The following is a 26,349-nucleotide window of genomic DNA, read 5'->3' as shown; positions in this document are numbered from 1 at the left end:
TTAGTTTTGAATTCTTTTAAATTTCTTTTCTAGTTCATATTTCGTCATTTCAATAATCGTAGGGCGCCCATGGGGGCAGGTAAATGGATTTTCCAACTTCAACAGCCGTCCAATCATGGCCTCCGCCTCCTGAAAGCTTAGGCGATCGTGGCCCTTTACCGCAGCCTTGCATGCCATTGTCGCCACAGCTAAAAGTTTCATATCATATACAGAGCGTATTTTCTGCTCCGACAGGCTGTCCAAAATCTCTGTAAAAAACCCTACGCCGCTTGGTTCTTTCAATAAATAAGGTACTGACTTTAAAGCATATTGATTGCCGGTGAATACTTCAAATTCAAATCCAAAGTCTTCTAAAAGACTCCTATTTTCTTTTAAAACTTCAACCTCAACAGGGGTCAGATTCAACATTTGGGGTACCAATAGCTTTTGAGAAATCACCTGTTCCTCTTTAAAACGACTCATCAATTCTTCATACAATATGCGCTCATGTGCAGCATGTTGGTCTATCAAATATAAGCAATCTCCTTGCTCTATCATCCAATAGGTCTGAAAAATTTGACCAATGATTTTATATTGCTTAAAAAATGGATCTGCTTTTGGCATTGACGCCTCTTCTTTTACCTCTTTGATTTCGTTAATCTTCCCATCCACTTCAGTATTTAGCGTCTTTTCTTCAGCCACCGTAGGTTCAATCAAAAAAGGCTCTGCGCTTTGACGAACTTGATTTTGGGAAACTGTCTTCCTATTTAACAGCTGATCTACCGTTTTTCCCACACTGGGAGAAGAGCTTGAATTCTCAGAAAAAGAATTCTCCATTACCTCTTGGTAAGAAGGCAATTCCTCAATTTTTTGCTGCTCAACAACTGGGCTTTTTTCAATATTTTTTTCATTTGTTTTCTTATCCCAGTTTACTTGAGGAATCAACACCTGTTCCTCTAAGGCCTTACAAATCCCTCGATAAAAAAAGTCATAAACTTCATCGTCATTCTTAAAACGTACTTCCAACTTCGCAGGATGTACATTTACATCCACCTGGCTGGGAGCCACTTCTAAATTCAAAACAAATACTGGAAATTTACCAATTAACAAACGAGTTTTATAGGCATGCTCCACCGCAGTTGCAACAACCTTGTTTTTGATAAACCTTCCGTTGATAAACAAATTTTCATAATTACGATTTCCCCTGGAAAGTTCCGGCTTGCCAATTAAACCGGAAAGAGAATACTCTCCATTTTTGTAACACAACGGAACCATAGAATTTGAGGCTTCTTTTCCGTAAACATAAAAAACGGAAGCCTTTAAATCTCCATTTCCCGCTGTATGTAACATGGTTGTATCATTATTTATGTATCGCAAAGAAACTTCAGGATGTCCCAATGCTAATTTGTTCATCAGATCAGAGACATAACCGCTTTCCGTAGCGGGCTTTTTCAAAAACTTTCGCCTAGCGGGAACGTTGTAAAACAAATTCTTTACGGTAACGGTAGTTCCCTCCATACAAGAGGCATCTTGTATCGTTTTAATTTCCCCACCGCTAATTTCAATCAACGTACCGATCTCTTCCTCCCTGGTTTTTGTCATCATCTCTACCTGTGAAACTCCAGCAATGCTGGCTAACGCTTCACCACGAAAACCAAGGGTAAAAATATGCTCCAAATCTTCAATTTCACTCATTTTACTGGTAGCATGGCGTAAAAAAGCCGTTTTCACCTGCTCTTTGGGAATACCTCCTCCGTTATCTGTCACACGGATATAAGAAATGCCGCCTTCTTTGATTTCTACGGTTACCGAGGTCGCCCCTGCATCAATGGCATTCTCCACCAGTTCTTTTACAACGGATTTAGGAGATTCCACTACTTCGCCCGCAGCAATTTTATTAATTGTTTTTGTATCAAGTATTTTAATACTTTGCAAGGAAATCCTCCTTTCCTTTACAGCCCTTTTGCCTTCTTTTGTAATTCAAAAAGGGTTTGCAGCGCTTCGATAGGAGTCATTGACATGACATCCAGCTTGGAAATTTCATCTATCATCTGATTCTCCTTTAAAGAGAACATATCTATCTGCTTTGCCGCTTCTTCCGCATTTTCTTTGGATTCCACAGCAATTTTTTTCGCTTTTTTCGTAATATCAGCAGCATTCAGCTGATTTAAAATCTGACCGCTACGGCGAATCACCTTTAGGGGAAGACCTGCTAACCTTGCAACTTGAACCCCATAGCTATGGTCTGCGCCGCCACGCTTAATTTTACGAAGGAAAATAATATCTTCCCCCATCTCCTGAACATCAATACAATAATTCTTTACACCTGAAAGTTTCCCCTCAAGTTCCGAGAGCTCATGATAGTGGGTTGCAAAGAGAGTTTTTGCTCCAATTTGTTTGACATCCGCTATGTACTCCAATACTGCCCAAGCAATGCTTAAACCATCAAAAGTACTGGTTCCTCTTCCTATTTCATCCAAAATCAAAAGACTTTTTGATGAAGCGTTATTTAAAATATTGGCAACTTCGGACATCTCTACCATAAACGTACTTTGTCCGGCACTCAAATCATCAGAAGCCCCAACTCTTGTAAAAATTCTGTCCACAATCCCAATATGTGCCGCTTCAGCGGGTACAAAGCTACCGATCTGTGCCATTAATACAATTAAAGCTGTCTGACGCATATAAGTAGATTTTCCTGCCATATTCGGCCCTGTAATAATTGCCAGTCTGGTTTCTTCTTGATCCAAATAAACATCGTTGGGAATAAACTGCCCTTGCATCATCTTCTCTACAACGGGATGACGTCCGGCAGTAACAGAAATCATATCTCCCTCGTCTACCAAAGGCTTAACGTAATTCATACTCTGGGCAACTTCGGCAAAAGACTGCAATACGTCTACCACTGCTACAATATAGGCACAATATTGAATCCGCTCAACTTCCGCAGCAACTGCTTCACGAATTTCCGTAAAAATCTCATACTCCGCAGTTACAATCTTTTCTTCTGCCCCCAGTATCAATTCTGCCAATTCATTTAATTCAGGTGTGATATACCTTTCACAATTGGCAAGGGTTTGTTTGCGAATATACCCTTCAGGAACATCCTTAATATTTGATTTGGTGACCTCAATATAGTATCCAAAAACTTTGTTATAACGCACCTTCAAGTTTTTGATGTTTGTTTTTTCTCTTTCCTCTTCCTCCATCTGCTGTATCCAGAGGGTACCCTTTTCTTTGGCTTGCATATAGGTATCTAAATCTCCATGGAAGCCTTGTTTAATCATACCGCCCTCTCGAACAGAAAAAGGAGGATCATCAACAATTGCCTGCTCAATTAATTCATGGATATTTTCCAATGGATCAAGTTTATCACAAAGCTCCGTCAGATATGGGCTTTTACATCTTGCTAAAATATTTTTCAGTAAGGGAAGATTCTCAATAGAATTTTTCAGAGCCGCCAAATCCCTTGCATTTGCACTTTGATAAATGACACGTCCCATAATCCGCTCAAAATCATACATAGAGCGCAAAATATCCTTTATTTCTTCCCTAAGGAATAAGTCAGTACAAAGTTCTTCCACGCCGTCCAGTCTTTTTTGAATTTCCACCGCAGAAAGCAAAGGCTGCTCTACCCATTTTCTAAGTAGTCTTGCCCCCATGGCCGTTTGCGTTTTGTCCAAAACCCATAACAAAGAACCCTTTCGGCTTTTTTCTCGCATGGTTTCCGTAAGTTCCAGATTTCTTCGGCTGGAAACATCCAACAACATAAAATCGCCCGCCGTATAATATTTTACCGAAGAAATATGGTTTAGATCATTTTTCTGTGTCTCTAAAAGATACCACAATAATCCTCCCGCTGCTGCCACTGCCATTGGTTTTTTATTTAAACCGAATCCATCCAACGTTTTTAATTGAAAATGCTTTAAGATGGTGTCCTTTGCCGTGGCAAAATCAAACATACGGTTATCAATGTCATTTAAAAAGTAATAAAATTTTTCTTTTATTTCTTTCGCCAAAGGATTACCCAAAAACAATTCATTGCAAATAACTTCCGCAGGAGAAAAACGGGCAATTTCATCTATAATTTTGCTTGCCGCTTGAATACTGGTAAACTCCGTTGTTTGGAACTCTCCTGTGCTTACATCACAAACGGCAATACCATACCCGGCTTGGCTACTGTATATGGCAAGAATATAATTATTTTTACGCTCATCTAAAACAGCATGATCTAAAACCGTCCCCGGTGTGACAATCCGAACAACATCGCGTTTTACAATGCCCTTTGCCATTTTCGGGTCTTCTACCTGTTCACAAATGGCAACCTTATAGCCCTTTTCCACAAGTCTGGCAATATATCCATCTGCCGAATGAAAGGGTACCCCACACATAGGCGCCCGTTCCTCCTGACCCCAGTCTTTTCCCGTCAGGGTAATCTCCAACTCTCTCGAAGCGATCATTGCATCTTCAAAAAACATCTCATAAAAATCACCCAAACGAAAAAAAAGCAGACAATGCTTATAGTTTTCTTTTATCTCAAAGTATTGCTGCATCATAGGCGTAATTTTTGCCATGATCGTTCCTCCCTTTATATAATCCACCAATATACTTATACGGATTGCTTGTTTTCATCTTGAAATAAAATAGCAATTTAAGTATTTATTCTTATATTTTAAGCTTTATTGAAAGCAGATTTTTCGTATTTAAATTTTTTCATATTGTTCAAACTAAACCCTCATCAAACTATTTCGTTTGTTAACTTATGTAAAAACCCGAACCCCGCAAGGGAGCTCGGGCATTTTTTCAACGCTCGTTCAATTGATCAGTGGCATCCGCCGCCGCAAGATGCGCATGCGCTGGGGCTGCATCCGTTCTCAGCTGGCTCTTCACCTGTCAAAGTAGAGGTAATGATTGTAAATACAGAGTTTACAAAATTATTAAAATTCATTTCAGCTGCAAACAAATCGGCTGCAATTTTGTTGTTTCTGATTTCTTCCCCTCTTTTTGCCATATCTTCAGAGAATGCTTTCTGTTCTTCTGCAGAAATGCCACCCTGTTGCATTTTTGCTTCAAAATCCTGATGCAGTTTTGTATATTCTTCCACTGCCGCAGAAATTTCAGGGCTTTCTTCATAAGCCTTTTTTGCTTCCATAAGGGCCTCAACCTGAGGAGTTTTCTTTAATTCTTCGCCTAAGTTTCTTGCTAATTCATAAACAGATGTCATGTTATTCACCTTAAATCCTTTCTGCAATAAAATAAAAAGTTTTATTCTCAATGATCCTAACGGGCACTAATTTCCCGATGAAATCTTTATTGCCTTCAAAATGTACCAGCGCATTATTGTCTGCCCTTCCGGTCAATACATTTTCGTTATGTTTACTGATTTCTTCAGCCAAAACCATAACCTCTTTCCCCACCATTTTTTCATTTAACTCATGAATCATAGGATTTAAAACATTCAACATACGATCAAAACGGTCTTTGATCACGTTTTCTTCCACCTGATTCTCCATGGTGGCTGCTGGTGTTCCTGTGCGTTTGGAGTAAATAAAGGTATATGCCGTAGAGTATCCTACCTTACGGATTACATCTAAGGTTTCCTGAAAATCTTCTTCTGTTTCCCCTGGAAATCCAACGATTATATCCGTGCTTAACGTAATCCCAGGCATAGCCTCTTTTACTTTTCTTACCGTTTCCAAATAAGATTCCTTTGTATAATTACGGTTCATGCGACGTAAAATTTCACTACTACCCGATTGCACAGGAAGATGCAGGCTTTTGCAAACCTTATCACAATCTTTCATTGTTTCAATTAATTCATCTGATAAATCCTTGGGATGAGAGGTCATAAAACGAATGCGCTCGATCCCCTCAATCTCATTAATCATACGTAAGAGTTTTGCGAAGCTAACAGGCTCGTCCAAATTTTTACCATAGGAGTTTACGTTCTGACCTAACAGCACGATCTCTTTTACACCATCAGCTGCCAGATTTTTCACTTCGTCTAAAATATCCTCCGGCATACGGCTGCGTTCTCTCCCCCGTACATAGGGCACAATGCAGTAAGTGCAAAAATTATTGCAGCCAAACATAATATTTACAGAAGCTTTATAATGAAAATGTCGGATACTTGGCAAATCCTCCACAATCTCTTCATGTTCCTGCCAAATATCATAAATAGTTTCGCCACTTTCCATGCGTGTATTCATTAGTTCAGGCAATTTATAGAGATTGTATGTGCCAAAAACAATATCCACATGGCGATATTTTTTTCGTAACGTTTGTAAAACACTATCCTGCTGCATCATACAACCGCATAATGCAATCACAGTATCCGGCTTATCCTTTTTATAATGCTTTAACCAGCCTAATTTTCCATATACTTTTTGCTCTGCATTTTCACGAACACAACAAGTGTTATAGATCACAAAATCAGCTTCCGTTTCTTCCTCTGTTCGCTCATATCCCATCTCGTCCAGCATTCCTTCCAGCTTTTCCGAGTCATGGGCATTCATCTGACATCCCATAGCCAGACTGTAGAATTTCTTCTTTTTTCCTGTTTCATGCTCAAACATATCGTTTTTCTCACGAATAATATGCATATATTCTAACTGCCGTGACAATTCTGATTCATCCACAGCGATCTCTTTTTTTGTATCCCTCATGGCTCTTTCCTTTCAATGCAATTTTGGGCAAGCCCACTATTTTTTAGTATAACATAGAAATACAATTGGCTCAACGAATTTTTTCTTATTACAATTACGTCAGAAATTTTTAATCCGATTCTAAATTATCTATCTATACGGGAAATTACCAAATAAATAAGCAACACCAAGAAAATATCATTTTCAAATTCCCTTTGGTATTTCTACCACTTCCATTGCATTTCCGTGTTCTTTTATGATGTCAAAAAGATCTTTTACTGACAAATAAACAGAGGCAGTATTATCATTTGGATGAACGGCTATTCTGCTCATAGCTGTAAAGTCCCGATCAAAATAAACCTTTACCCTTTTTTCCCCATCATTAAGAATCCCCAATGGGGTTACCGCTCCCTTTTTTAGTCCCAAATGTTTTTCCAAACGTTCTTCAGATGCAAAAGAAAGTCTCGTCAAATGAAACGCCTTTCCAAAGGCTTTTAAATCCACTTTTTTATCGGAGCGCACCACAACAATGTAATGATTGGTACCTTTTCCGTCACGTAAAAAAAGATTTTTTGCAACATCTAAATTTTTGTCAAACCCCATGCGAATCATATCATCAATGGTGTATGCCGCTTCATGGTCTATCCATTCATAGGTAATGCCTTTTGTATCTAATAATTTTCTGACTTCTTCCTTACCGTACATGATACCCCCTCTTTCTTTTACAATTAATGCTATGATACCATAAAAAGAAAAATTAATGGGCAAAATTATGGAAAAACTTTTCTAAATTAAATATACTCCTGCTTGATAAAAGCGAAAAAAGATTGTGAATTAGAGAAAAATTCCATATAAATAAAATCTTTTCCATACAAAAAAACAAACAAAGGAACAAAAAGCACAGTTTTTGCAAATGTAGTAAGTGGTAATTAGAAGCTAAAAGACCTTTAGAAATCGTAGTATCTGATATGACTAGGATGTGGCAAAATAATGTTTTATATGAATGGGCTTATATATGGGCAACATTCAATAATGAAATTATTTCTCATCATATTTCAACACAAGAAAGTGATAAACTCCCATACTATCAATGTCTTAACGATTTAAAAGAAAAAGTAAAGGAACAGAAAAACCCCGTCATTTTGCATGGGGATATATTCAATGCTTTCTTAGGAACAAAGCTCTTATAAACACTGAATTTCTATTGTATTTATATTTTTTTGAAATGTTTACAAAATGTTCATATTCCCTACATACCCAATTCATAAACCTACTTTATTATAGAATCATCCTAAAGAGAAGCAAGGATAAAGCAAATAACATAGTAATACATACCCTCCCCTTTAAAAGAGCCAGTTTGGCTCTTTTTTTTTATGAAATAACAAAACTATGATATAATAAAACTAATTAGGACGAAAGAGGTGTTATAATGGGAACAATCAAAGAGGATGCTCAAAAAATTATTCAAACTTCAATACAAAGTGTTCTTCCAGATGTTGCAGTAAAACGAGCTTTAGAAGGAAAAATATTTGCCGGTAAGGTTATTGTAATTGCCATTGGAAAAGCCGCTTGGAATATGGCAAACGCTGCCGCCGAAATTCTTGGTGACCGCATTAGTAACGGAATTGTACTTACCAAGTATCATCATTCACAAGGTGATATCAGTGGTTTTACTGTTTTAGAAGCCTCTCATCCCCTTCCCGATGATAACACCATAGCGGGAACAGAAAAAATAATACAAGCCGTTTCCCATCTAGCCCCAGAAGATACAGTTGTTTTTTTAGTTTCGGGTGGCGGATCTGCTTTGTTTGAGAAACCCGCAGGTAATTTGGGATTAAATGACTTTTTACAAATCACAGATCAATTGCTAAAATGCGGTGCAGATATTGTAGAAATCAATACAATCCGTAAACATCTTTCTAGTGTAAAGGGCGGTAAATTCGCCACACTATGTGCTCCTGCCCATGTTTATACCATTGCCTTAAGCGATATTTTAGGTGACAGACCTGATTCCATTGCGTCAGGCCCTACCTGTTCAGATCTTTCCACCTGCGAAGAAGCCTTTGCAACCGTTGAAAAATATGGGCTAAGCCTTACAGAAGAAATGAAAAAGCAACTTTCTATAGAAACACCTAAAGATGTTTCAAATAATACTATGCTTATTACCGGAAGCGTAAAAGAGCTTTGCTTCTCAGCGGCAACAGAAGCGAAAGCTTTGGGATATACGCCCCTGATTTTATCCACCTTTGTAGACTGTGAGGCAAAAGAAGCAGGCCGTCTTTTGGCTTCCATTGGCAAAACAATTCAGCAAGAGGGTTTGCCCTTAAAACCTCCTTGCGCTGTGATTTGCGGCGGTGAAACCGTTGTGAAAATTACAGGAAAGGGAACAGGTGGGAGAAATCAAGAAGTGGCCTTATCCGCTGCTGCATCCATTTCAGGAATGAAGAATATTGTGATTGGAGCAGTGGGTTCCGATGGCACAGATGGCCCCACTGATGCAGCAGGTGGCTTGGTTGATGGTGCTACAAAAGAAATGATACAAAAGACAGGCATTTCCATTGATGATATTATGTTGGAAAACAACTCCAATCACGCTTTGTCTATTGCCGATGCTTTAGTGATTACGGGTCCCACGGGAACCAATGTAAATGATCTGTATTTCCTTTTATGCAAATAAAAAATGTTGTAAAACTAAGTTCTTGAATTTATATTGCTTGAATTGTCAAGTCAAGTGATTAAAAAAAGAGACTTGCAATATGCAAGCCTCTTTTTTTAAATAATACTTTTATTAATTTACCATAAAACGTTTGAATATTGATTATTTATATTGTAATATCTTCTCCCCTTCTATTGTCAACGGAATCAGATCATCACAATTAAGAAGGGAGATATCAAATTTTCTGTTTAATGCCGCAAAGTGTTGAACACCAAAACCAATTTTATTGAGATAAGAAAAAACACCAATGGCGCCTGTGGAAAAACGCTCTGCCTGTTTTCCGTAGATTGCACATAAATCAGGTAAATCACTAAATATTTCCTCGACAGTCGTACCAAAGCTTTGAAACTGTTCTGGAACCTTCCCAGCCTTTATTTTCTCTCCAATGCTTTGTCCTGTCATGGCTGCTGCCATTGCCGCTCTGCATAAGCCCACTGAAGTAATATATCCCTCGCCAAGAGCAAGAGCCTTAAATACCTGATCCTCGCTGGCAAATCCACCGGTTATGGAAATTGCCGGCAAAAACAATCCCTCTTTTTTAAGTTTCTTGCAAATTTCAACAACCTTCTTTTCAAGAACAATTGTAGGATATGACCATTCATTCATCATTTTAGACGGGCTATATCCGGATCCGCCCCCTGCACCATCAAAGGTAACCATATCCACTTCATTAGCACAAGCCATTCTAAGTACCCGTTCTACATCCGCCTCGTCATAGCCAGCCATTTTGAAATAAATATTTTCAGCACCCATTTCCCTTAAATTTTCGATATGTATTTTTATATTTTCCTCTGTCCAATCAGGAAATCTTCCACAGGAATAAAAGCTGGGACATACGGCATTTTCATGAGCCTCTTTTATCTTGGGATTCAACGGATCAGGATAAACAACACACCCCTGAGCCTGTTTTTCCAAAGCCATCTCATAATTTTTCAGTCGTTTTAACGGCTGCACACCTTTTGCGCCTTGTCCGAACTTAATTTCCATTGCCTTATAACCATATTTCTTGATTGCTATCTCAGGCACCCCCAAGAGGTTATCATCTGCATTACATTGCAAAATCAGTTGACCATAGCCACGATAAAAAGGAGCATAGCTATCCATAATTTCTTTCAGAAGGGGAAATTCAGTAATTTTCCCATTGCACATCACTAGGTTGGGATCGTTATTTCTGGCATCCTCGCCAATAACACAACTCACCCCTGCCATTGCCGCACCACCAAAGTAATCTTTCCAATTTAATTTTATTAATGCCGGCAAAATAACGGGAAGTGTCATTTTTACTTTGTTCTTTGCGCCATACTCCGTATTTAAATTTACATCAAAGACGGTCAGCTCCTCCACCGACTTTTCAGTCCCCTCTGCACCAAAAACCCTTCCATTGATGTTAAAATGAGAATAGTCAACTGGGTAGTTTTTTTCACTGGCAATTTGATTACTGCCTGTGGTAATAGGATAAACAGTTCTAGCCCCTAGAACAGCAGCCAAAGCAATTTCACAAGTTCCATTACAATCTGATGAACACAAAGAACACATTCCGGAAATTGGTGATATAAATCGACTGGAATTTCTCCCTGTAGTAAAACCAGATGACAACGTTGGAGAATATGACATACAAAACACCCTTTCTTTATATATATTTTAGATAACATAGAAATGAACAACTTACGGTTATAGTAAAATTTTACCACTTTTTTATATTTTGTACAGGAATATAATCATATTTAAACAAATAAAATTATTAAAGTAACATGTAAGATATGCTACTCGCCTTGACATTTCCATCACGCACTGAAGTTAAATCATAGATGTGTATAACTTAATAATCAAAAAAATTAGACTGTGAGTCTAAAATGTTTAGCGCCCACAGTCTTTTTGCCATTATTCATCTTCTGCCGTAATTCTCATGACAAAGCCCTTTTCGTCCTCATCTTCATCTTCCCATTCATCTCTACAAAACGGACATTCCACTCCAAATAATCTGGCCAATAATAGAATGGTAGTGATAACAAATATTGCGCCGCAAATTGCCAAAACCGGCTTCTTCTTTCCTCTTGGTAAGGAAACTCCAATCATCATACCAAAAGCCGTAAGACAAAGCTTAAAAATGCTAATATCCTTCCAATCAAATTCAACAATGTAGCTGTCTAAAAAATCTTTTATTTTCTTCATTGTATCCCTCCTTATCGCTTTATTGTTTCATATATAAAGTCATTATCCGTACCATCAAAAGTAAAGAAGTCAGCCGCCCCCTCTGTCGCAATGACTTTTCCGTCTGCCGTAACAAAAACGGCTTCAAAATCGTTACTGTTTCGCCAGAGATTTGTGGCATCATCCAAGCCCATCACAAACAATGCAGTAGATAAGCCATCTGCTTTGGTGCCATCCTTACTAATAATGGTAACAGATATCAAACCCTTATCCGCAGGATACCCAGTATTGGAGTTAATTATGTGATGATATCGTTTTCCGTTTTCTTCAAAATATCGCTGATATCCGCCGGAAGTAATAACAGCACAGTCTTCTACCTCTAAAATCCCTACACTATCATTGGCATCTAAGGGACTTTCAATGGCAACTTTCCATTTCTCTCCATCCGGTTTCTTGCCTATAACAGAAACATTTCCCCCTAAAGAAAACCACCCACTGGTGACTCCCTCTTCTTTTAACAACGCTGTAACTGCATCGGAAGTATACCCTTTTGCAATTCCACCCAAATCAACTGCCATTCCTTTTTTTAATAATTCCGCTGTGGATGCACCTTCATTGATAACCAAATCCTTAGGGTTGGTTAATGGTAATAAACTATCCAATGTTTCTTGGGATGGAACGTGTTTTTCTTCGTCTGTTGTGAAACCCCAAGCCTTTACAACAGGCGATATGGTAATATTAAATGCGTAATTGGTAAGATCACCGATTTCCCTGCCTCGGTTTAATATTTTCAACGTATCTTCGGAAAGCGAAACCGGTCCCAACCCCGCCTGGTTATTCAGCTTGGTAATTTCGCTACCCTCCATAGTTACCGAAAACAGCCGCTCCAATCTGCGAATTTCTTGCTCCGCATCTGTTAAAAGCTGTTCGCCATTTTCATTATATATGGAAAACTGCATCACCGTATCCATAGCAAAAGTTGTCATTTCATGTAAGTCTTCCTCCGAAGATTTAGAAAGCATCTCCTTGGCTTCCTCTCTTTTCTCTACACATCCGCCAAAAATAACGGCACAACATAGGCATATAGCTATTAATTTGAATTTTTTCATAAATTGGTTCTCCCTGCATAATACTTGTCTTATTCTATTTTAACTGCTCCCAATCCCTGTGTCAATGAAAGAAAGGTCGTACCGTTTCGATACGACCTTTCTTTTAAAATAAAATATACAGCATTGCAACAGCAAGACCAATTCCAATCATCAAGAGACTTTTTGCAAAACCCTCGCCGTAAACTTCCTCGTCATCATCCGAATCAGCATATGTTGAGAAATACTGATCCTCCGGGGGGACTACCCTACCGGTGTCATCATTAAAGATAAGCATACGCAAAATAGAAATAAATCCATCCGTCAAAGAGGCCGCCAAACGAGCAAAGAAAGCGCCGATAAAGGGTAGCCAGCTTAATAATGCCGGACGATATATTTTGTTCTCCAAATTTAATCCCACTGGCCAACGATCTACATAAACCAAATTTCCATTATGATCTTTCACCATAAGTACTTTTCTAATAAACAGGAAGTACACCAAAGCACCAATCACGACAGAAATAACCGCGCCCTTTAAATTAATCCAAGCAAAGAAATGCACAGCATGCTCTGGCGCATGGGCACCCATAAAGTGATAGCTTGCATCCGCAATTTTGTCAGCAGTCATATGGGGTACTACGCCGATTACAGGTAATATCACTGCACATACAATCAAAAGAATGGCGGAAAGTTTGCTCATATAAGGCTCATGGATATTTTTAGAATTTCCTTCAGCATAAGGATTTTTTTCTACAAACAAAGCAACAAATATCTTTGTCATGTATGCCAAGGTTAAACCGCCGGAAAATAGGAATAACCATTCTACTGTTTGCATATAGCCTGTTGCCAGTCCTGCCTCATGCAAAATTTCAATATATTCCACAATACTCTCGTGTATCATGGTTTTACTGATATAACCATTCCAAAACGGAATTCCCCCGATACCCAGTACTGCCATAAGAAAGGAAATTTTCAGTAACGGTTTATCCTTGCCCCAACCCCTGATTTCGTTGAGATTCAGCTTTTGAAGGTTCATATAAACAACACCAGCTGATAAAAATAAAACCAGCTTTAATAAGGAGTGATTTATAACATGAAGTATTGTTCCCCCTGCTGCCAAGGCATTATGAGATCCCAATAACCCTTGCATACCAATTGCCACAACAATAAACCCAATCTGAGACATGGAAGAGCATGCTAATGTTCTTTTTAAATTAACGGAAAAGACAGCTAAAACAGCCCCAAGTACCATGGTAATCACACCGAGGAACAAAATAAAACCGCCCCAGTTCGCATCATGCAAAAAAATTTTGCAACTTAAAACCAAAACACCAAAAATGCCTGCCTTTGATAAAACGCAAGATAACAAAGCAGTTGCTGGTGCCGGTGCCGCAGGATATGATTCGGGCAGCCATGTATGCAATGGGAAAATGCCTGCTTTTGCTGCAAAACCAAAGAGAATTAATACACCTACTGCATAAAAAGCACGTTTGTCCTCTTGTGCTGCCATAAACTCAGCCAACGCATCAATATTTAATGTGCCCGCCATATGATACATCAAAAACAAGCCCATCAATGTTACCAAACCACCAATGATTGCAACACCCAAATAAGATTTTGCTGCACGAATGGTTGATTCCTTTTCCTCATGAATAACCAAAACAAAGGAAGTAAAGGACATAATTTCAAAGAAAATAAGGGTTGTATATAAATCCCCAGAAAGAAACACCCCTAAGGTTGCCCCAAGTGTCATCAACATAAAGAAATAATATCTATTTCGATTGCAAAAATGAGTGAAGTATTCCTTTGAAAATAAGGTTGTAATAAACCAAATGGAAGAGGTTACAATGGCCAATATCACTCGAAGGCCATCTCCCTCGAAACTCAAGCCTAAACTACAAAATCCCGGCAAAGAATAGCTTGCATCTTTTCCAACTAGCATAAATGTTCCAATCATAACCAAAAAAGTTACAATAGAAACCCATATATTCCTTGCCTCTTTATTTTTTCGTCCAATCAAGTAGCTTAAAACCGCCGCTACCATGGGGAAGAAAACCAATAACGGTAAAACAATATTTTTTTCCATATTCGTTTTCCTCCTTTCTTAAATAATTCCTGTTGCAACCTTCTCTAAAATAGAAAGAAGGTTGGACGGGAAAAGTCCGATTACTACCGTAATAATTGTTAAAACAACCAAAGGAACTGTCATATAATAATTAGGGTCTGAAACATGCTCATAATACCCTTTAGGATACTCCTTTTTCCTTGGAAAATAAGCTCGAACGATAATGTAAAAAATATACAGTGCCGTTAAAACCGCAGAAATAATCAGCGCAAAAATGCCGATATATGCCACTGGATTCCCCGACTGCACCGCCGCTGTTGCCAATGCCCATTTACTATGAAAGCCTGCAAAAGGCGGTACCCCAACCAAACTAACTCCTGTTAAAGCCATACTTAAGAAGGTAATGGGCATGAGTCTTCCGAAACCCTCCACTTCATATAAATATTCTCTATGTGTTTTATACAAAATTGCGCCGGCTGTGAAAAATAGTGTTATTTTAATTACCGCATGATAAATCATGTGCAAAAGTCCGGCTGTAAGGCCTGCCGGTGTCATAAGTGCTGCACCAAAAACAATGTAAGAAAGATTGGAAATTGTGGAATAAGCAAATCTTCTTTTAATATGAGGCATTCTCAACGCAAGCGTGGAGCCAAATACAATGGTAATTGCTGCAGCAATCAGTATTACGCTTTGTGCCCAGCTTCCGATGAGGAACTCTGTACCAAAACTAAAATAAATCAGACGGACAATGGCAAATACACCCGACTTTACCACCGCAACCGCATGAAGTAACGCCGTAACAGGGGTAGGCGCTACGGAAGCTTTTGGCAGCCAACGATAGAACGGTAAAACTGCCGCCTTCACGCCAAATCCAAAAAAAGCAGCCAAGAACACAATTTGTAATGTATACTCATTCCCTGCCACAAGCTGTCGATTCAACACGCCGCCATAAACAAACTCCAGTCCATCGCCGTAGCAATATAAAAATACAAAAGCGATAAACGCTAAGGCGGCACCAAACATCATATAAAAAATATATGTTTTTCCGGCATGGCGTGCCTTATCATCCATTGCATGCATAACCAAAGGCAGGGTAGCCAAGGTCAAAAATTCATAAAATAGATACATGGTTAGGAAATTTCCGGAAAAAGCTACACCTAAAACCACACCATAAGTCATGGTAAAGAAGGCAAAAAATTTGTCTTCCCTTCCTTCATGGGTCATATACTCAAAAGCATAAACCGTAGTAATTACCCATAAAATGGAGACCATTGTTCCAAAAACTTTGGATAATCCGTCTACATGCAGTGTTAACGATAACCTCTCACTAAAATGGAATAATGTGACAACACCTGCTTCTGCAAAATAAATTGCATAAAGTGCAAAAATTGTATTAATAATCGTTATAGATAAAACCCATGCTTCTCGTTGCTTTCTATTTTTAAATTTTACCGGCAGCAGCGCAACCCCTGCTATGATCGGAAAGATCACCGGTAAGATCGTTGCAAATCCATTCATAACGTTCCCACCCTTTCCTTAAAAAATTACGCCGCTAATGCTATTGATAAAAGTTTCTAAATACACCGGGAAAATCCCTAGTAATACAACCGATATTGTTAAAATTACCAGAGGCATTGTCATCAAGTAATTTGGCTCTTTTTTCTCAAGGGCTTCGTAATCAAAATCTTTTCCCGGGAAAAATCCATCTATGACAATAGATAACAAATATCCAGCTGTCAGCAAAGCACTAACCATAAGAACAGCCACACCAACAATAGCAAGTGCACCCAATGAGGAGCTTAATGCACCTTGTGCCAAAAACCACTTGCTCACAAAGCCTCCTGTTGGCGGAATACCTACCAAGGATAATGCCGCAATGGCAAAACACCACATAACAATAGGCATTTCTTTTCCAACCCCACGAAGCTGATTTACAAAAGTTGTTCCTTTTTTGTAAATCATAGCACCGGCACTAAGGAATAGAATATTCTTTCCCACCGCATGGAAAGCCACCTGAAGTAATGCTCCCGCAAAGCCAACAGGGGTTAACAGCATTAGCCCGAATAAAACATAGGAAACCTGACTAACCGTAGAATAAGCCAACCTTTTCTTCAGCAAATTTTCTTTATATGCCAGCATGGAGCCCATAAAGATTGTGATCAGCGTTAATATCAGTAAAGTTGTTTGTGCCCATGATCCTCTGATAAAATCCGCCCCAAACAAGTAAAATGTCACACGTATGATACAAATGACACCACCCTTTGTGATAATACCCGAAAGCACTGCCGAGGCAGGAGCCGGTGCAACAGGATGAGCTGTGGGTAACCATGCATGAAGGGGAAACATACCCGCTTTACAACCAAAACCAACCACCATAAGAAAGAACACAAGCAACAAAAGATTCTCATTTCCCCGAGCAAGAACAAAATCCAATGTTCCACCGGGCGCAAACGTTGTCGTTACGCAGTAGGTATTTAGGAAGAAAAAACCCAGAAGGCCTAGTCCAGCACCAAAAATAGAATATCCTAAATACTTCATTCCTGCCCTTACTGCTTGTACCTCTTGGGAATGAATCACCAATGGAAAGGTTAGCAAGGTCATAAATTCATAAGAAAGATACATCGTAATCATATTGGCTGAGAAACATAGGCTAATTAAAGTACCTAGGGACATTACATAAAACATAAAAAAACGTGCTTGCTTATGCTCATGCTTAATATATTCCATTGAAAATATCGCTGCCAATAACCAAATAATACTGATTATACAAGCAAAGTATTTCGCAATACCGTCTATATGATAGGCAATTGTAAGTCTTTGTGTCATATGCCATACTGTCAAATCGCCACCTGTCATCATAAAATAAACAACGAGAGCCAATTCAACGGCAAGCGTTATAAAAACCATCATATTCCGTTGCTTTTCATTCTTAATAAAACCGATTATTATCCCCGCTATAAATGGCAGAATTACCGGAAGCAACAGTATCGTATTTCCAGACATTTTTTCACCTCATCCTCTCACCGTTTTGTTATCTATTGTACTAATAAGTCAATGCTCATTTGAATGATACGAGTTATCGGGCGATAATAAATTCCCAAAGCAAAATTCAGAATAATAAACCCAACAATAGAAACGGCAAACACGGGAGAAACTGAAGAAGTCGGTCTGCTTTCAGCCCCCTTCACAGGAGTCCAGATTGCAATAACAGAAGGCAAGAAATACAATGCATTTAACACCATACTAACACCTAAAACAATGAGAACTGCGGCCATTTTACCCGATGAATATACCGATGCCGTTGCAAAATATACCTTTGAAATAAAGCCTGCTAAAAGAGGAATACCAACCATGGATAATGCGCCAACGGTATAGCCAACACCAGCCAGCAGGTTGCGATGTGCCGCACCTCTCATATGATAAATTTTTTCTTTACCGCCGCTGTCTTCTACAAAACTGCCGCAGCAAAGGAATAATAAAGTTTTTGTTATCGCATGGGCAAGAATATGGAAACACGCAGCAGTCATCCCAACACGAGTACCCATACCAATACCCATGTAAATATAACCGATTTGTGCCACAGAAGAATAGGCAAGCATTCGTTTCATCTTGCGCTCTTTCATGGCGTAAACAGACCCCATTACCATTCCTGCCAAACCGAAAGCAAATAAAACCTCAGTAATTTTTAATGTTTCCATCACATACTCCGAAAACACACAGTATATCAATTTGATGCCTAAAATTACATAGCTTTTTAAAACCAAACCGGATAAGATCCCGCTGGAAGTAGGTATCGCTGCATGATAAGCCCCCGGCAACATAGAATGAAAAGGAAATAACGCACTTTTTATTGCAATACCAATGAACATAAAACCAGTTACTACTAATAAAGGTAGTCTATATTGCTCTGTTTTTATAATTTCCAAAATTGCTTCCTTCATTTGGGGAAATAAAAGATGTCCCGTAATACTATACAAAATAGAGGCACCCAAAAGAAACAAACCGGAACCTAAAAGGCTAATTACCAAATAATGCGTCGTTCCCACCATAGATTGCGGTGTTCCTTTTGCCATAATTAATGCACAAGAAGCAATGGTATTAATTTCTATGAAAACATAAGCGGTAAAAATATCATTTGTGTAAACCAAAGCAAGCATGGCACCAAATAACGCATTTAACATAATAAAGTACAGCGGTTGTTTTTCAGGAAGCACATCCTTAAAAATAAATTCTGAACCACCGCTTACCATTAAAAGCATAACGATGCTAAAAGTAACTGCCATCAACGCTTCCAAAGGACCTGCCCTTAATTCGTTCCCCCAAGGAGCAGGAAAATGACCCATCATAAAAGTAAAAATTTCATTATTTTTGACGACACTGGCCAATAAAATTCCTGACATGATACCAACAACAAGAACCATTATTGTATGAATTTTATAGGCTACTCTACCATTCTTTACCAATGCAGTAATAATACCGCAAAGCATTGCCAGAAAAATGCTGAAAAAGGGTATATTATGTACCAAATTTATATGCTCCATTATTCCCCTTCCTCCTCTCTGGACAATTTCATGATTTCGTCCATATTCAACGTGCCGTAATGCTTATAAAGACGCTGAACCAATGCCAGAGAAAAAGCAGTGACACTTACAGATACAACAATTCCTGTTAAAACAAGACCTGCTGGAATTGGATTTATATAATAAGAAGCATCCACAATTCCATCAGTTAAAATGGGCGCCATTCTCCCCCAAATATAGCCTTTTGCCGCTAAAAACAAATAAACTGCCGTATCCATGATATTCAGACCAATGAATTTCTTGATCAGGTTATTTTGCAATAGCAGATTCATAAAGCCAATTCCAAACAGAATGACCGAAACCGCCTCGTAAAAATTTGTTCCCAGATGATTCATAGTTAGATATCTCCTTTAGTAAATAAAGCATAGAAACCATACATGGTACACGCAACAATTAAACCTACACAAATATTTAGTGGCAAAATAAAACCTGCGCTTAAAATATGTCCGGGTATGCCTTTGGGAATTTCAAACCCAACATGGTTGGCACCTGTAAAGAAGGAATAGCTTTTGCAAGCACAGTATGTTAAAAGTCCTCCCACGCATATAAGTGTAAATGTCCGGAATGTAAAAAAAGTCTGCATCTTTTTTTGTCCATAAGCAGAGGCATAAAGAATCAATCCTGCTCCAATAATTGTTCCCCCGGAAAATCCCCCTCCTGGTGAAAGATGCCCATTCAAAATGACATAAATGCCATATAGGATTATCAGCGGAGCTAACAATTTACCACCAATTTGTAAAATTGGACGTTTTTCGTTTTCATCAAAAAAGTCGTCCTCTCGATTTTCTTGCTCTTCCTTTGCACTGTAATTTTTTTGATCCTTCTTTAGCAAAAGAACAACACACATGACTGCCAAAAATAAAACATTAGCTTCTCCAAAAGTATCAAATGCACGATAGTCCAGAATCATTCCGGCAACAAAATTAGTTGCACCCGTTTCCTCAATCCCGCTTTCAAGATAACGTTCCATAACTTCATTGTCCGCAGGATTGGCAGGATTACCAAATTCAGGCAAATCATTTACAACAGAGAGCATAATTCCAATAAACAATACGCTAATTGCAATACTTAAAAATCTGTAAAGTTTGACATTCCCTCTTATATATTCCATGGAGAAATTGCGTCGCCAATTTTTTTTTTCTCTCTTAGATCTATTAACAATATATTTATCAGCATCTAGGATGACTTCCTCTCCATCCACCCATGCTTTTAAGTGTTCCCAAACTGATTTCTTCTCTCCCATATCAGCCCTCACGCGTACCTTTCAGGTAATGAACTTTTTTCAGTGTGAGGAAGAATAAAACACTGTCTACCCCTGCTCCTACAGCTGCTTCAGTAATAGCCAGGTCGGGGGATTCCAATAGTAACCAAATTACCGCCATAATGGAGCTATAGCCCATAAAAACGATAACTGCTATGAATAAATTTTTTGTAAACGAAACTGCCAAAGCACAAACGATTAAAAACACAAGTAAAATAATCTGAATTCCAGTACTCATTTATCACGCACCCTCTCTTCGTAGTTTTTGTTCGTCAGTATTTCAACCTTTGCAATGCTATGTGTTGCAATTGGTCCAGACAGCCAAAAAAATAAGATGATTAAGAAAAGCTTGGCACCGGCAAAAAAATCAGTGCCCAAAATCATCAATCCTACGACTATTGATCCCAACCCAAGAGTATCTCCCAAAGCGGCTGCATGTATTCGGTTCAAAACATATTTAAATCGAAAAACCCCGAACATAGAAAGCAAAAAAACAATAATGCCCATAATAATAAAAATTGCCGCTATTATTTCTCTCATTTTTCTTCCGCCTCCTCTTTTCTTCTTTTTAAGAACAATTCTCTACCTTTATGATGCAACGTAACTACATGGCAAATAATAACCACAGCCAAAAAGCTTAATAACGTATATACCAACGAAACATCAATCAGCCAAACTTCATTTAAATATGCCGATAGAATACAAATAATTGCGGTTGTCATAGTTCCGATCATATTGATTGCCACAATACGATCCGTAAATCTTGGACCCTTGATTGCTCGAACAAAAACGACACAAACTCCCAAAGAGAGAACCCCCAAAGCAAATTCCAACACGTTTTTCATAAACACACTCATGACTTCGCCTCCAACTCCCTTATTTCTTTGGCAAAAACAGAATCATTCAAATCTTCCCCAAAAGGCTTGTCCAACGCATGAATTAGATATTCATCATCTTCCAGCTGAATGGTATATGTTCCCGGCGTTAAAGTAATAGAGTTTGCAAGAAATACCCTTCCAAGATCAGACTTTATATCTGTCTTAAACTTTACAATGGCTGGCTCAAATTCTTTTTTGGGAGATAGAATAATACGAATAACGGCAATATTGGCCTTTATAATTTCAAGTGCTAATATGAAAAAAAACCTAATGTAAAGATGCATGTGTTTTAAAATCCTCATCTCTTTATTCGCATGATAACCCAAATATTTGCACATAAACCAGTAAAGCCACGCACAAATAGCAATACCGAACAAAACAATTTCTAAAGTAACCTTACCATTAAATATAATCCATAATAAAAATAGCAAGAAAAACATATCTTCACCCTTTCCCCCTGTCAAATAATAAATTTAAAACCTCATAACTATCTGAATGCCATTCTATTATCTGTTTTCATTTTCACAGAGTTTCCCTTTTTCTGTTGCATTTTGTATTCAGAAAAATCACCCCTAATCGATTGAAATTTGCAACTCTTTCTTTAAAAATAATATAAACAGACCCACAAATATCATAAAAAAAGAATCTCAAATTTTTACGAAATCTTAACACGATAACTGAAATAAGCTTTCTGAACAAATGCATATCCATAAAATATATACCCTAATTCAACTATTATATTATGGTCTAAATATGCCTAAATGTCAAGTATCACATAATAAGTAACAATTTACTTTTGTGATTTTTATTGGTAATATTGCATTTCTTATATCTTTCACTCATTTTACCCGTTAATTAAAGCATATTTTTGTTTAAATTATATAATTTTAAAGGTTCATTTGCGATGTTTCAAAACCATAAATTATAAAACTCCCGCTAAAATCAATATAAAATTACAACCCACTTCTTTCTTCTCTTATCTGACAAGACCATTGAATATATTGATTATTCCCGAACAAAAAATAAAATTCGTTGTTTTTCCTTTGTAAAAACCTTTCTTGCTTTTTATCTGCCGATTTTTTTTTGTGCATTTTGCCTTTTCATAATTCTGCAGTAATATTAAAAAACAATTATAATTATTCAATAATTAAATGGTTTTTTTGAACACAATGTAGTTTACTGAAGAAGCTTGTATTTCCACATAAGCACTTCTACTTTAAAAAGTATTGAAAAATGAAGCTATTTATGGAAAAAACTGAAGCTTCATTCCTTCAATGCATACATAAAAATATCTACTAGCAATTTTTCTTCCAAACGAAATATTTTTCGTTTTTTTGAAAAAGAGCAAGTTTCATTCCATTTTCCTCGTCATTGCAACGAGAAACAAAACACTAATTCAATTTAGTATTTCCCTCTTTCATCTTCTTTATCTTTTTTGGCTTAATATTATACTGACAAAAAAATTATCCTTTGCATCACCCCACTAATTCACACTATCTATGTTTTTTACTCTTTTCTCCCATAAAAGTTGTCATATTTTCTTTTGAAAAACATCCAAGGAGTAAAAGGAAAACAAGGTATAACAGTCCCATTGCCATCAAGGAAAGGAAAAATAGAATTTTTGACGGTGTTGAAATGCGAATAATGTAGCGTACAATCAGGCCGGAGGCTGCCCCTGCCAAAAGAGGCTTTATGAAACAATCGCCAAATTCGGGAAAAACGCCCGTGCGTATGTAAAGCTTATACAAGCAAGATCCCACAGAATATACAAGACCCAGTGCCCAACTAACCAAAAAAGCCGGAATTCCATATAAAGGCATAAAAAACCAGATGCCAGCAATGGTGATTACAGAAGTAACTAGGTTATTACGGAATAAAAAAAACTGCTCACCCATTCCATTTAGCAAACCATGTAGGGTTGTTTGGGCATATATAAAGGGGCAAAGAAATGCCAAAGGGAATAAAAGTTCTCCCAACCCTTGGCGATTATATACGATATAGCAAATTTCCCTGGGGAAAACTGCAAATAAAGCTGCCGCACCAATGCCGATAATAAACGTGAACAGAAAGGTTACAGACACGGTTTGGCTAATTCTATGGTTTTGTTGTACGGCACAAGCCTCGGAAATTTCAGGAACCAAAGAAACAGAGGCCGCCATTAAACAGGCAGACGGCAATAAAATTAAAGGCATTGCCATACCTGTTAATTCACCATAGGAACTTAATGCTTCTTGCGCATTCTGACCAAATAGTTGCAATTGTCGGGGAATCAATATATTTTCTGTGGTGGCAAGCAAAGAACCGGCTATTCTCGTTGCAGAAAGAGGAATCGCCATGGTTAAAATCATATTACATGCTGCAAAAGGAGAAAGACTTGGCTTTTTAATCATCTTTTTCCTTCTTTTAAATCGTAAGTAACTAATTATAACAAAAACAAAGGAAAGAAATTCCCCCAATACTACACCAGCAACAGCCGCACAGCACGCATAAGTTAAGCCCATGGGAACAAAAATGCCGGCTAATAAATAAATTGTCAAAATACGAATTGCTTGCTCTAGGACTTGAGAAAACGCAGGAATCAAAGTATTCTGTAAACCAATGAAAAAGCCTCTAAAACAAGAACCTGCTGCCATAAAGGGTATTGCAAAAGAAAGTAAGCGCAAAGAAAGAGCTGCTCTGCCATCTTTTAGAAGACTCAGCGCTATTTGATCTGAAAACAGAAATAAACAGCTAGAAACAATGAGACTGAGTCCTAGGGAAAGCAAAATGGATTGCTTTACGATGCGCCCAATATTTCCTGATTGACCAAGAACATTTTCCTGGGCACTCAAACGGGAAATAGTTGTTGTAAACCCTGCCGAGGTTATACTCCAAGTTAAAACATAAATAGGCAGTATCAATTGGTATAAGCCCATGCCCTCTGCGCCAATGGCATTGGACATAAACACGCGATAAAAGAATCCCATGAATTTTGTAATTAAATTGGCCGTTGTCAAAATCAACGTTCCTGTGATAATCGTTTTTTTACTCATTCCATCACCTTATGTACGGGTATTGGTACATATTATGAAAAAATATGGCAATAAAGAAATACTTTTTTACAAACATAATAAAAATAAACAATCGTTTACTAAATTAAAAATATTGCAATAAACCTATTGACAATTTGCATTGAAGATTGTATACTGACTCTACAAATTACATATAGCCAGTTGATATACATGGGAGATCTTATTTTTTATAATAAGAACCGATGGAGCAATCCAAAAGAGCCGTTTTTGGAGAAACTTTCAGGTGCAAAGAACCTTGTATGGATGGAACTCTGGAGAGTGTCTTGAAAAAGACCGCCGTCGAAGTAATGCTTTCAGGTGAAGGTACAGAGGATATATAGGCATATATACTGCTTGTATATCCTTTTTTCTTTGCGAAAAAATCAGCGAACTATGTAATTTTACTCAATTTTCACGTTATTGGAGGGAAAAAACATGGAAAAAAAGCAAGAATTGAAAAGAAATCTTGGAATATCCACAGCAATGGCAACAGTAGTAGGCTGCGTAATCGGTTCTGGGGTTTTCTTTAAGCCGCAAGCCATTTATACAGCAACCGGAGGTGCACCGGGATTAGGCATGCTGGCATGGCTCATTACCGGTCTGGTTTGTATCGCTGCAGCAATGACCTTTGCAGAAGTTGCCATTATGATTCCAAGAACAGGTGGTATGGTTGCATACTTGGAAGAAGCTTTTGGTAAAAAAGTCGGCTTCTTAGCCGGATGGATGCAAAGTATTTTATTTTATCCTGCCATGATTGCTGCATTGGCTGTTATTTTTGCAGAACAGGCAACCCTTTTTGTAGGCGAAAGTTTCCGATTGCCTATAGCAATTGGCGCTATCATACTTATTATTATTTTGAACAACCTTGGATCCGCCGTTGGCGGTGGTGTGCAGATTATATTCACAATCTGCAAATTAATTCCTTTAATTTTACTTATGATTTTCGGGTTTCTTCGCGGTTCCGGCGCAAACCCAATTTTTACCCCTATGGTTTCAGACGGCTTAAATCCTGGGGTTGTACTTGGTCAGTTGATGGTTGCTGTTTTATTTGCCTTTGAAGGGTGGACCAATGTTGGGGCTATTGCCGGTGAAATGAAAAATCCTGGTAAAGACTTGCCCGTCGCAATTATCGGTGGTGTTTCCGCAATTATGGCAGTATATTTCGCCATCAACTTAGCATACTTATGGGTATTGCCCGCAAATGAATTGATGAACCTCCCTGCCCCTGCCTCTGCTGTAGCAATTGCAATTTTTGGGGACATTGGCGGTAAAATTATTTCCGTAGGTATTATGATTTCTGTTTTGGGTGCCACAAACGGCTTTGTTCTTGCAGGTTCTCGTGTAGCTTATTCCTTGGCAGAAGAGGGAACTCTGCCTTTTAGCAGCCAACTTGCAAAGCTAAACAAAGCACAGGTTCCCACAAATTCCATCATCTTGGTTGGTGGTCTGGGTTGTCTTTTTGCAATCAGTGGACAGTTTAATCGTTTAACAGATTTAGCAGTTTTTGCTTGCTGGATTTTTTACACATTAACCTTTTTTGCAGTCATTCGATTAAGAAAAATCTGGCCAGATTTTGTAAGAACCTACAAGGTGCCTTTATATCCTGTTATTCCTGCAATCGCAATTATTAGTGGTATCTATGTCGTTTTAAATCAATTGTTTATGTCGGGTTCTACAACAAGAATTTTAGCAATCGGCAGTATCATTTTGACCTTAATTGGTTTGCCCATTTATAATGCAACAACAAAAAAGAAAACACAGTAAAAATTGATTTGCTTTTCATATTCTCCCCCTAAGGCATATGGCTCCCTCCATATGCCTTAGGCAATAAAAACTCACTCCTACAAGAGTTTTTAAAAAGAAAAAAGAAAAAACCCATATTACAAGGCATAGCCCTATAATATGGGTTTTTTCATGTTAATAATTACATCTGTAATCAA

The 26,349-nt window shown here is 38.0% G+C and carries 21 protein-coding genes and 1 riboswitch; of the genes, 2 read left to right on the top strand and 19 right to left on the bottom strand.

The features are described from left to right. The 5 genes from mutL to P9Q65_RS01355 form a co-directional block, all read right to left on the bottom strand. On the bottom strand, positions 1–1,914 hold the full coding sequence (gene mutL, locus P9Q65_RS01375; protein ID WP_304507290.1) for a DNA mismatch repair endonuclease MutL: 1,914 nt from the start codon (positions 1,912–1,914) through the stop codon (positions 1–3). A gap of 17 nt (positions 1,915–1,931) precedes the next feature. Further along, complete coding sequence (mutS, locus tag P9Q65_RS01370; RefSeq protein ID WP_304507289.1) at positions 1,932–4,553, bottom strand: DNA mismatch repair protein MutS; 2,622 nt, start codon at positions 4,551–4,553, stop codon at positions 1,932–1,934. Positions 4,554–4,801: 248 nt separating this feature from the next. Beyond that, the gene (locus tag P9Q65_RS01365; RefSeq protein WP_304507288.1) at positions 4,802–5,203 is read right to left on the bottom strand and encodes a YlbF family regulator; all 402 of its coding nucleotides are present in this window, start codon (positions 5,201–5,203) and stop codon (positions 4,802–4,804) included. 10 nt (positions 5,204–5,213) lie between these two features. Next, positions 5,214–6,644 carry a tRNA (N6-isopentenyl adenosine(37)-C2)-methylthiotransferase MiaB gene (gene miaB / locus P9Q65_RS01360; RefSeq protein ID WP_330695110.1) on the bottom strand — a complete coding sequence of 477 codons (1,431 nt, stop codon included), beginning with the start codon at positions 6,642–6,644 and terminating at the stop codon, positions 5,214–5,216. A 183-nt stretch (positions 6,645–6,827) separates the two neighbouring features. Continuing rightward, positions 6,828–7,328: a prolyl-tRNA synthetase associated domain-containing protein gene (locus P9Q65_RS01355; protein ID WP_304507287.1), complete on the bottom strand. Its 501-nt coding sequence runs from the start codon at positions 7,326–7,328 to the stop codon at positions 6,828–6,830. Positions 7,329–8,052: 724 nt separating this feature from the next. Between P9Q65_RS01355 and P9Q65_RS01350 the strand changes: the two genes are divergently transcribed. Beyond that, the gene (locus P9Q65_RS01350) at positions 8,053–9,300 is read left to right on the top strand and encodes a glycerate kinase type-2 family protein (protein ID WP_304507286.1); all 1,248 of its coding nucleotides are present in this window, start codon (positions 8,053–8,055) and stop codon (positions 9,298–9,300) included. Between the two features lie 141 nt (positions 9,301–9,441). On the opposite strand, the gene P9Q65_RS01345 is transcribed toward P9Q65_RS01350, so the two are convergent. The 14 genes from P9Q65_RS01345 to P9Q65_RS01280 form a co-directional block, all read right to left on the bottom strand. Next, positions 9,442–10,953, bottom strand: a complete 1,512-nt coding sequence (locus tag P9Q65_RS01345; RefSeq protein WP_304507285.1) for a glutamate synthase-related protein — start codon at positions 10,951–10,953, stop codon at positions 9,442–9,444. Between the two features lie 267 nt (positions 10,954–11,220). Beyond that, positions 11,221–11,511, bottom strand: a complete 291-nt coding sequence (locus tag P9Q65_RS01340; protein WP_304507284.1) for a permease of phosphate ABC transporter — start codon at positions 11,509–11,511, stop codon at positions 11,221–11,223. 11 nt (positions 11,512–11,522) lie between these two features. Next, positions 11,523–12,599, bottom strand: a complete 1,077-nt coding sequence (locus P9Q65_RS01335) for an FAD:protein FMN transferase (RefSeq protein WP_304507283.1) — start codon at positions 12,597–12,599, stop codon at positions 11,523–11,525. A 103-nt stretch (positions 12,600–12,702) separates the two neighbouring features. Continuing rightward, positions 12,703–14,661, bottom strand: coding sequence for a complex I subunit 5 family protein (locus tag P9Q65_RS01330; protein ID WP_304507282.1), 1,959 nt, complete (start codon positions 14,659–14,661; stop codon positions 12,703–12,705). A gap of 18 nt (positions 14,662–14,679) precedes the next feature. After that, a complete protein-coding gene (locus P9Q65_RS01325) occupies positions 14,680–16,158 on the bottom strand; it encodes a complex I subunit 5 family protein (protein WP_304507281.1) in 1,479 nt (492 codons plus the stop codon). Positions 16,159–16,176: 18 nt separating this feature from the next. Further along, positions 16,177–17,643: a complex I subunit 5 family protein gene (locus P9Q65_RS01320; protein WP_304507280.1), complete on the bottom strand. Its 1,467-nt coding sequence runs from the start codon at positions 17,641–17,643 to the stop codon at positions 16,177–16,179. A 32-nt stretch (positions 17,644–17,675) separates the two neighbouring features. Beyond that, complete coding sequence (locus P9Q65_RS01315) at positions 17,676–19,181, bottom strand: complex I subunit 5 family protein (protein WP_304507279.1); 1,506 nt, start codon at positions 19,179–19,181, stop codon at positions 17,676–17,678. Beyond that, on the bottom strand, positions 19,181–19,555 hold the full coding sequence (locus tag P9Q65_RS01310; RefSeq protein ID WP_304507278.1) for a sodium:proton antiporter: 375 nt from the start codon (positions 19,553–19,555) through the stop codon (positions 19,181–19,183). The genes P9Q65_RS01315 and P9Q65_RS01310 overlap by 1 nt, the downstream gene beginning before the upstream one ends. 2 nt (positions 19,556–19,557) lie before the next feature. Continuing rightward, positions 19,558–20,463: a hydrogen gas-evolving membrane-bound hydrogenase subunit E gene (mbhE, locus tag P9Q65_RS01305; protein WP_304507277.1), complete on the bottom strand. Its 906-nt coding sequence runs from the start codon at positions 20,461–20,463 to the stop codon at positions 19,558–19,560. Position 20,464: 1 nt separating this feature from the next. After that, a complete protein-coding gene (locus tag P9Q65_RS01300; protein ID WP_304507276.1) occupies positions 20,465–20,719 on the bottom strand; it encodes a hydrogenase subunit MbhD domain-containing protein in 255 nt (84 codons plus the stop codon). Beyond that, complete coding sequence (locus P9Q65_RS01295; protein WP_304507275.1) at positions 20,716–21,021, bottom strand: cation:proton antiporter; 306 nt, start codon at positions 21,019–21,021, stop codon at positions 20,716–20,718. The genes P9Q65_RS01300 and P9Q65_RS01295 overlap by 4 nt, the downstream gene beginning before the upstream one ends. Beyond that, positions 21,018–21,338, bottom strand: coding sequence for a monovalent cation/H+ antiporter complex subunit F (locus P9Q65_RS01290; RefSeq protein WP_304507274.1), 321 nt, complete (start codon positions 21,336–21,338; stop codon positions 21,018–21,020). The genes P9Q65_RS01295 and P9Q65_RS01290 overlap by 4 nt, the downstream gene beginning before the upstream one ends. Next, complete coding sequence (locus tag P9Q65_RS01285) at positions 21,335–21,799, bottom strand: Na+/H+ antiporter subunit E (RefSeq protein ID WP_304507273.1); 465 nt, start codon at positions 21,797–21,799, stop codon at positions 21,335–21,337. The genes P9Q65_RS01290 and P9Q65_RS01285 overlap by 4 nt, the downstream gene beginning before the upstream one ends. 1,053 nt (positions 21,800–22,852) lie before the next feature. Further along, positions 22,853–24,391: a putative polysaccharide biosynthesis protein gene (locus P9Q65_RS01280; protein ID WP_304507272.1), complete on the bottom strand. Its 1,539-nt coding sequence runs from the start codon at positions 24,389–24,391 to the stop codon at positions 22,853–22,855. A 180-nt stretch (positions 24,392–24,571) separates the two neighbouring features. Beyond that, positions 24,572–24,676: riboswitch (glycine riboswitch) on the top strand. A 168-nt stretch (positions 24,677–24,844) separates the two neighbouring features. Here P9Q65_RS01280 and P9Q65_RS01275 point away from each other — a divergent pair. Further along, complete coding sequence (locus tag P9Q65_RS01275) at positions 24,845–26,173, top strand: APC family permease (RefSeq protein WP_304507271.1); 1,329 nt, start codon at positions 24,845–24,847, stop codon at positions 26,171–26,173. Positions 26,174–26,349 lie beyond the last annotated feature (176 nt).

This window comes from Anaerotignum sp. (assembly GCF_030625865.1).
Classification (GTDB): domain Bacteria; phylum Bacillota; class Clostridia; order Lachnospirales; family Anaerotignaceae; genus Chakrabartyella.
This window is presented reverse-complemented; position numbering and strand designations above follow the sequence as displayed.

Coding starts and splice junctions, on each gene's coding strand:
- mutS (WP_304507289.1), bottom strand. CDS start 4,553: ATGGCAAAAATTACGCCTATGATGCAGCAATACTTTGAGATAAAAGAA.
- P9Q65_RS01365 (WP_304507288.1), bottom strand. CDS start 5,203: ATGACATCTGTTTATGAATTAGCAAGAAACTTAGGCGAAGAATTAAAG.
- miaB (WP_330695110.1), bottom strand. CDS start 6,644: ATGAGGGATACAAAAAAAGAGATCGCTGTGGATGAATCAGAATTGTCA.
- P9Q65_RS01355 (WP_304507287.1), bottom strand. CDS start 7,328: ATGTACGGTAAGGAAGAAGTCAGAAAATTATTAGATACAAAAGGCATT.
- P9Q65_RS01350 (WP_304507286.1), top strand. CDS start 8,053: ATGGGAACAATCAAAGAGGATGCTCAAAAAATTATTCAAACTTCAATA.
- P9Q65_RS01345 (WP_304507285.1), bottom strand. CDS start 10,953: ATGTCATATTCTCCAACGTTGTCATCTGGTTTTACTACAGGGAGAAAT.
- P9Q65_RS01340 (WP_304507284.1), bottom strand. CDS start 11,511: ATGAAGAAAATAAAAGATTTTTTAGACAGCTACATTGTTGAATTTGAT.
- P9Q65_RS01335 (WP_304507283.1), bottom strand. CDS start 12,599: ATGAAAAAATTCAAATTAATAGCTATATGCCTATGTTGTGCCGTTATT.
- P9Q65_RS01330 (WP_304507282.1), bottom strand. CDS start 14,661: ATGGAAAAAAATATTGTTTTACCGTTATTGGTTTTCTTCCCCATGGTA.
- P9Q65_RS01325 (WP_304507281.1), bottom strand. CDS start 16,158: ATGAATGGATTTGCAACGATCTTACCGGTGATCTTTCCGATCATAGCA.
- P9Q65_RS01320 (WP_304507280.1), bottom strand. CDS start 17,643: ATGTCTGGAAATACGATACTGTTGCTTCCGGTAATTCTGCCATTTATA.
- P9Q65_RS01315 (WP_304507279.1), bottom strand. CDS start 19,181: ATGGAGCATATAAATTTGGTACATAATATACCCTTTTTCAGCATTTTT.
- P9Q65_RS01310 (WP_304507278.1), bottom strand. CDS start 19,555: ATGAATCATCTGGGAACAAATTTTTACGAGGCGGTTTCGGTCATTCTG.
- mbhE (WP_304507277.1), bottom strand. CDS start 20,463: ATGGGAGAGAAGAAATCAGTTTGGGAACACTTAAAAGCATGGGTGGAT.
- P9Q65_RS01300 (WP_304507276.1), bottom strand. CDS start 20,719: ATGAGTACTGGAATTCAGATTATTTTACTTGTGTTTTTAATCGTTTGT.
- P9Q65_RS01295 (WP_304507275.1), bottom strand. CDS start 21,021: ATGAGAGAAATAATAGCGGCAATTTTTATTATTATGGGCATTATTGTT.
- P9Q65_RS01290 (WP_304507274.1), bottom strand. CDS start 21,338: ATGAGTGTGTTTATGAAAAACGTGTTGGAATTTGCTTTGGGGGTTCTC.
- P9Q65_RS01285 (WP_304507273.1), bottom strand. CDS start 21,799: ATGTTTTTCTTGCTATTTTTATTATGGATTATATTTAATGGTAAGGTT.
- P9Q65_RS01280 (WP_304507272.1), bottom strand. CDS start 24,391: ATGAGTAAAAAAACGATTATCACAGGAACGTTGATTTTGACAACGGCC.
- P9Q65_RS01275 (WP_304507271.1), top strand. CDS start 24,845: ATGGAAAAAAAGCAAGAATTGAAAAGAAATCTTGGAATATCCACAGCA.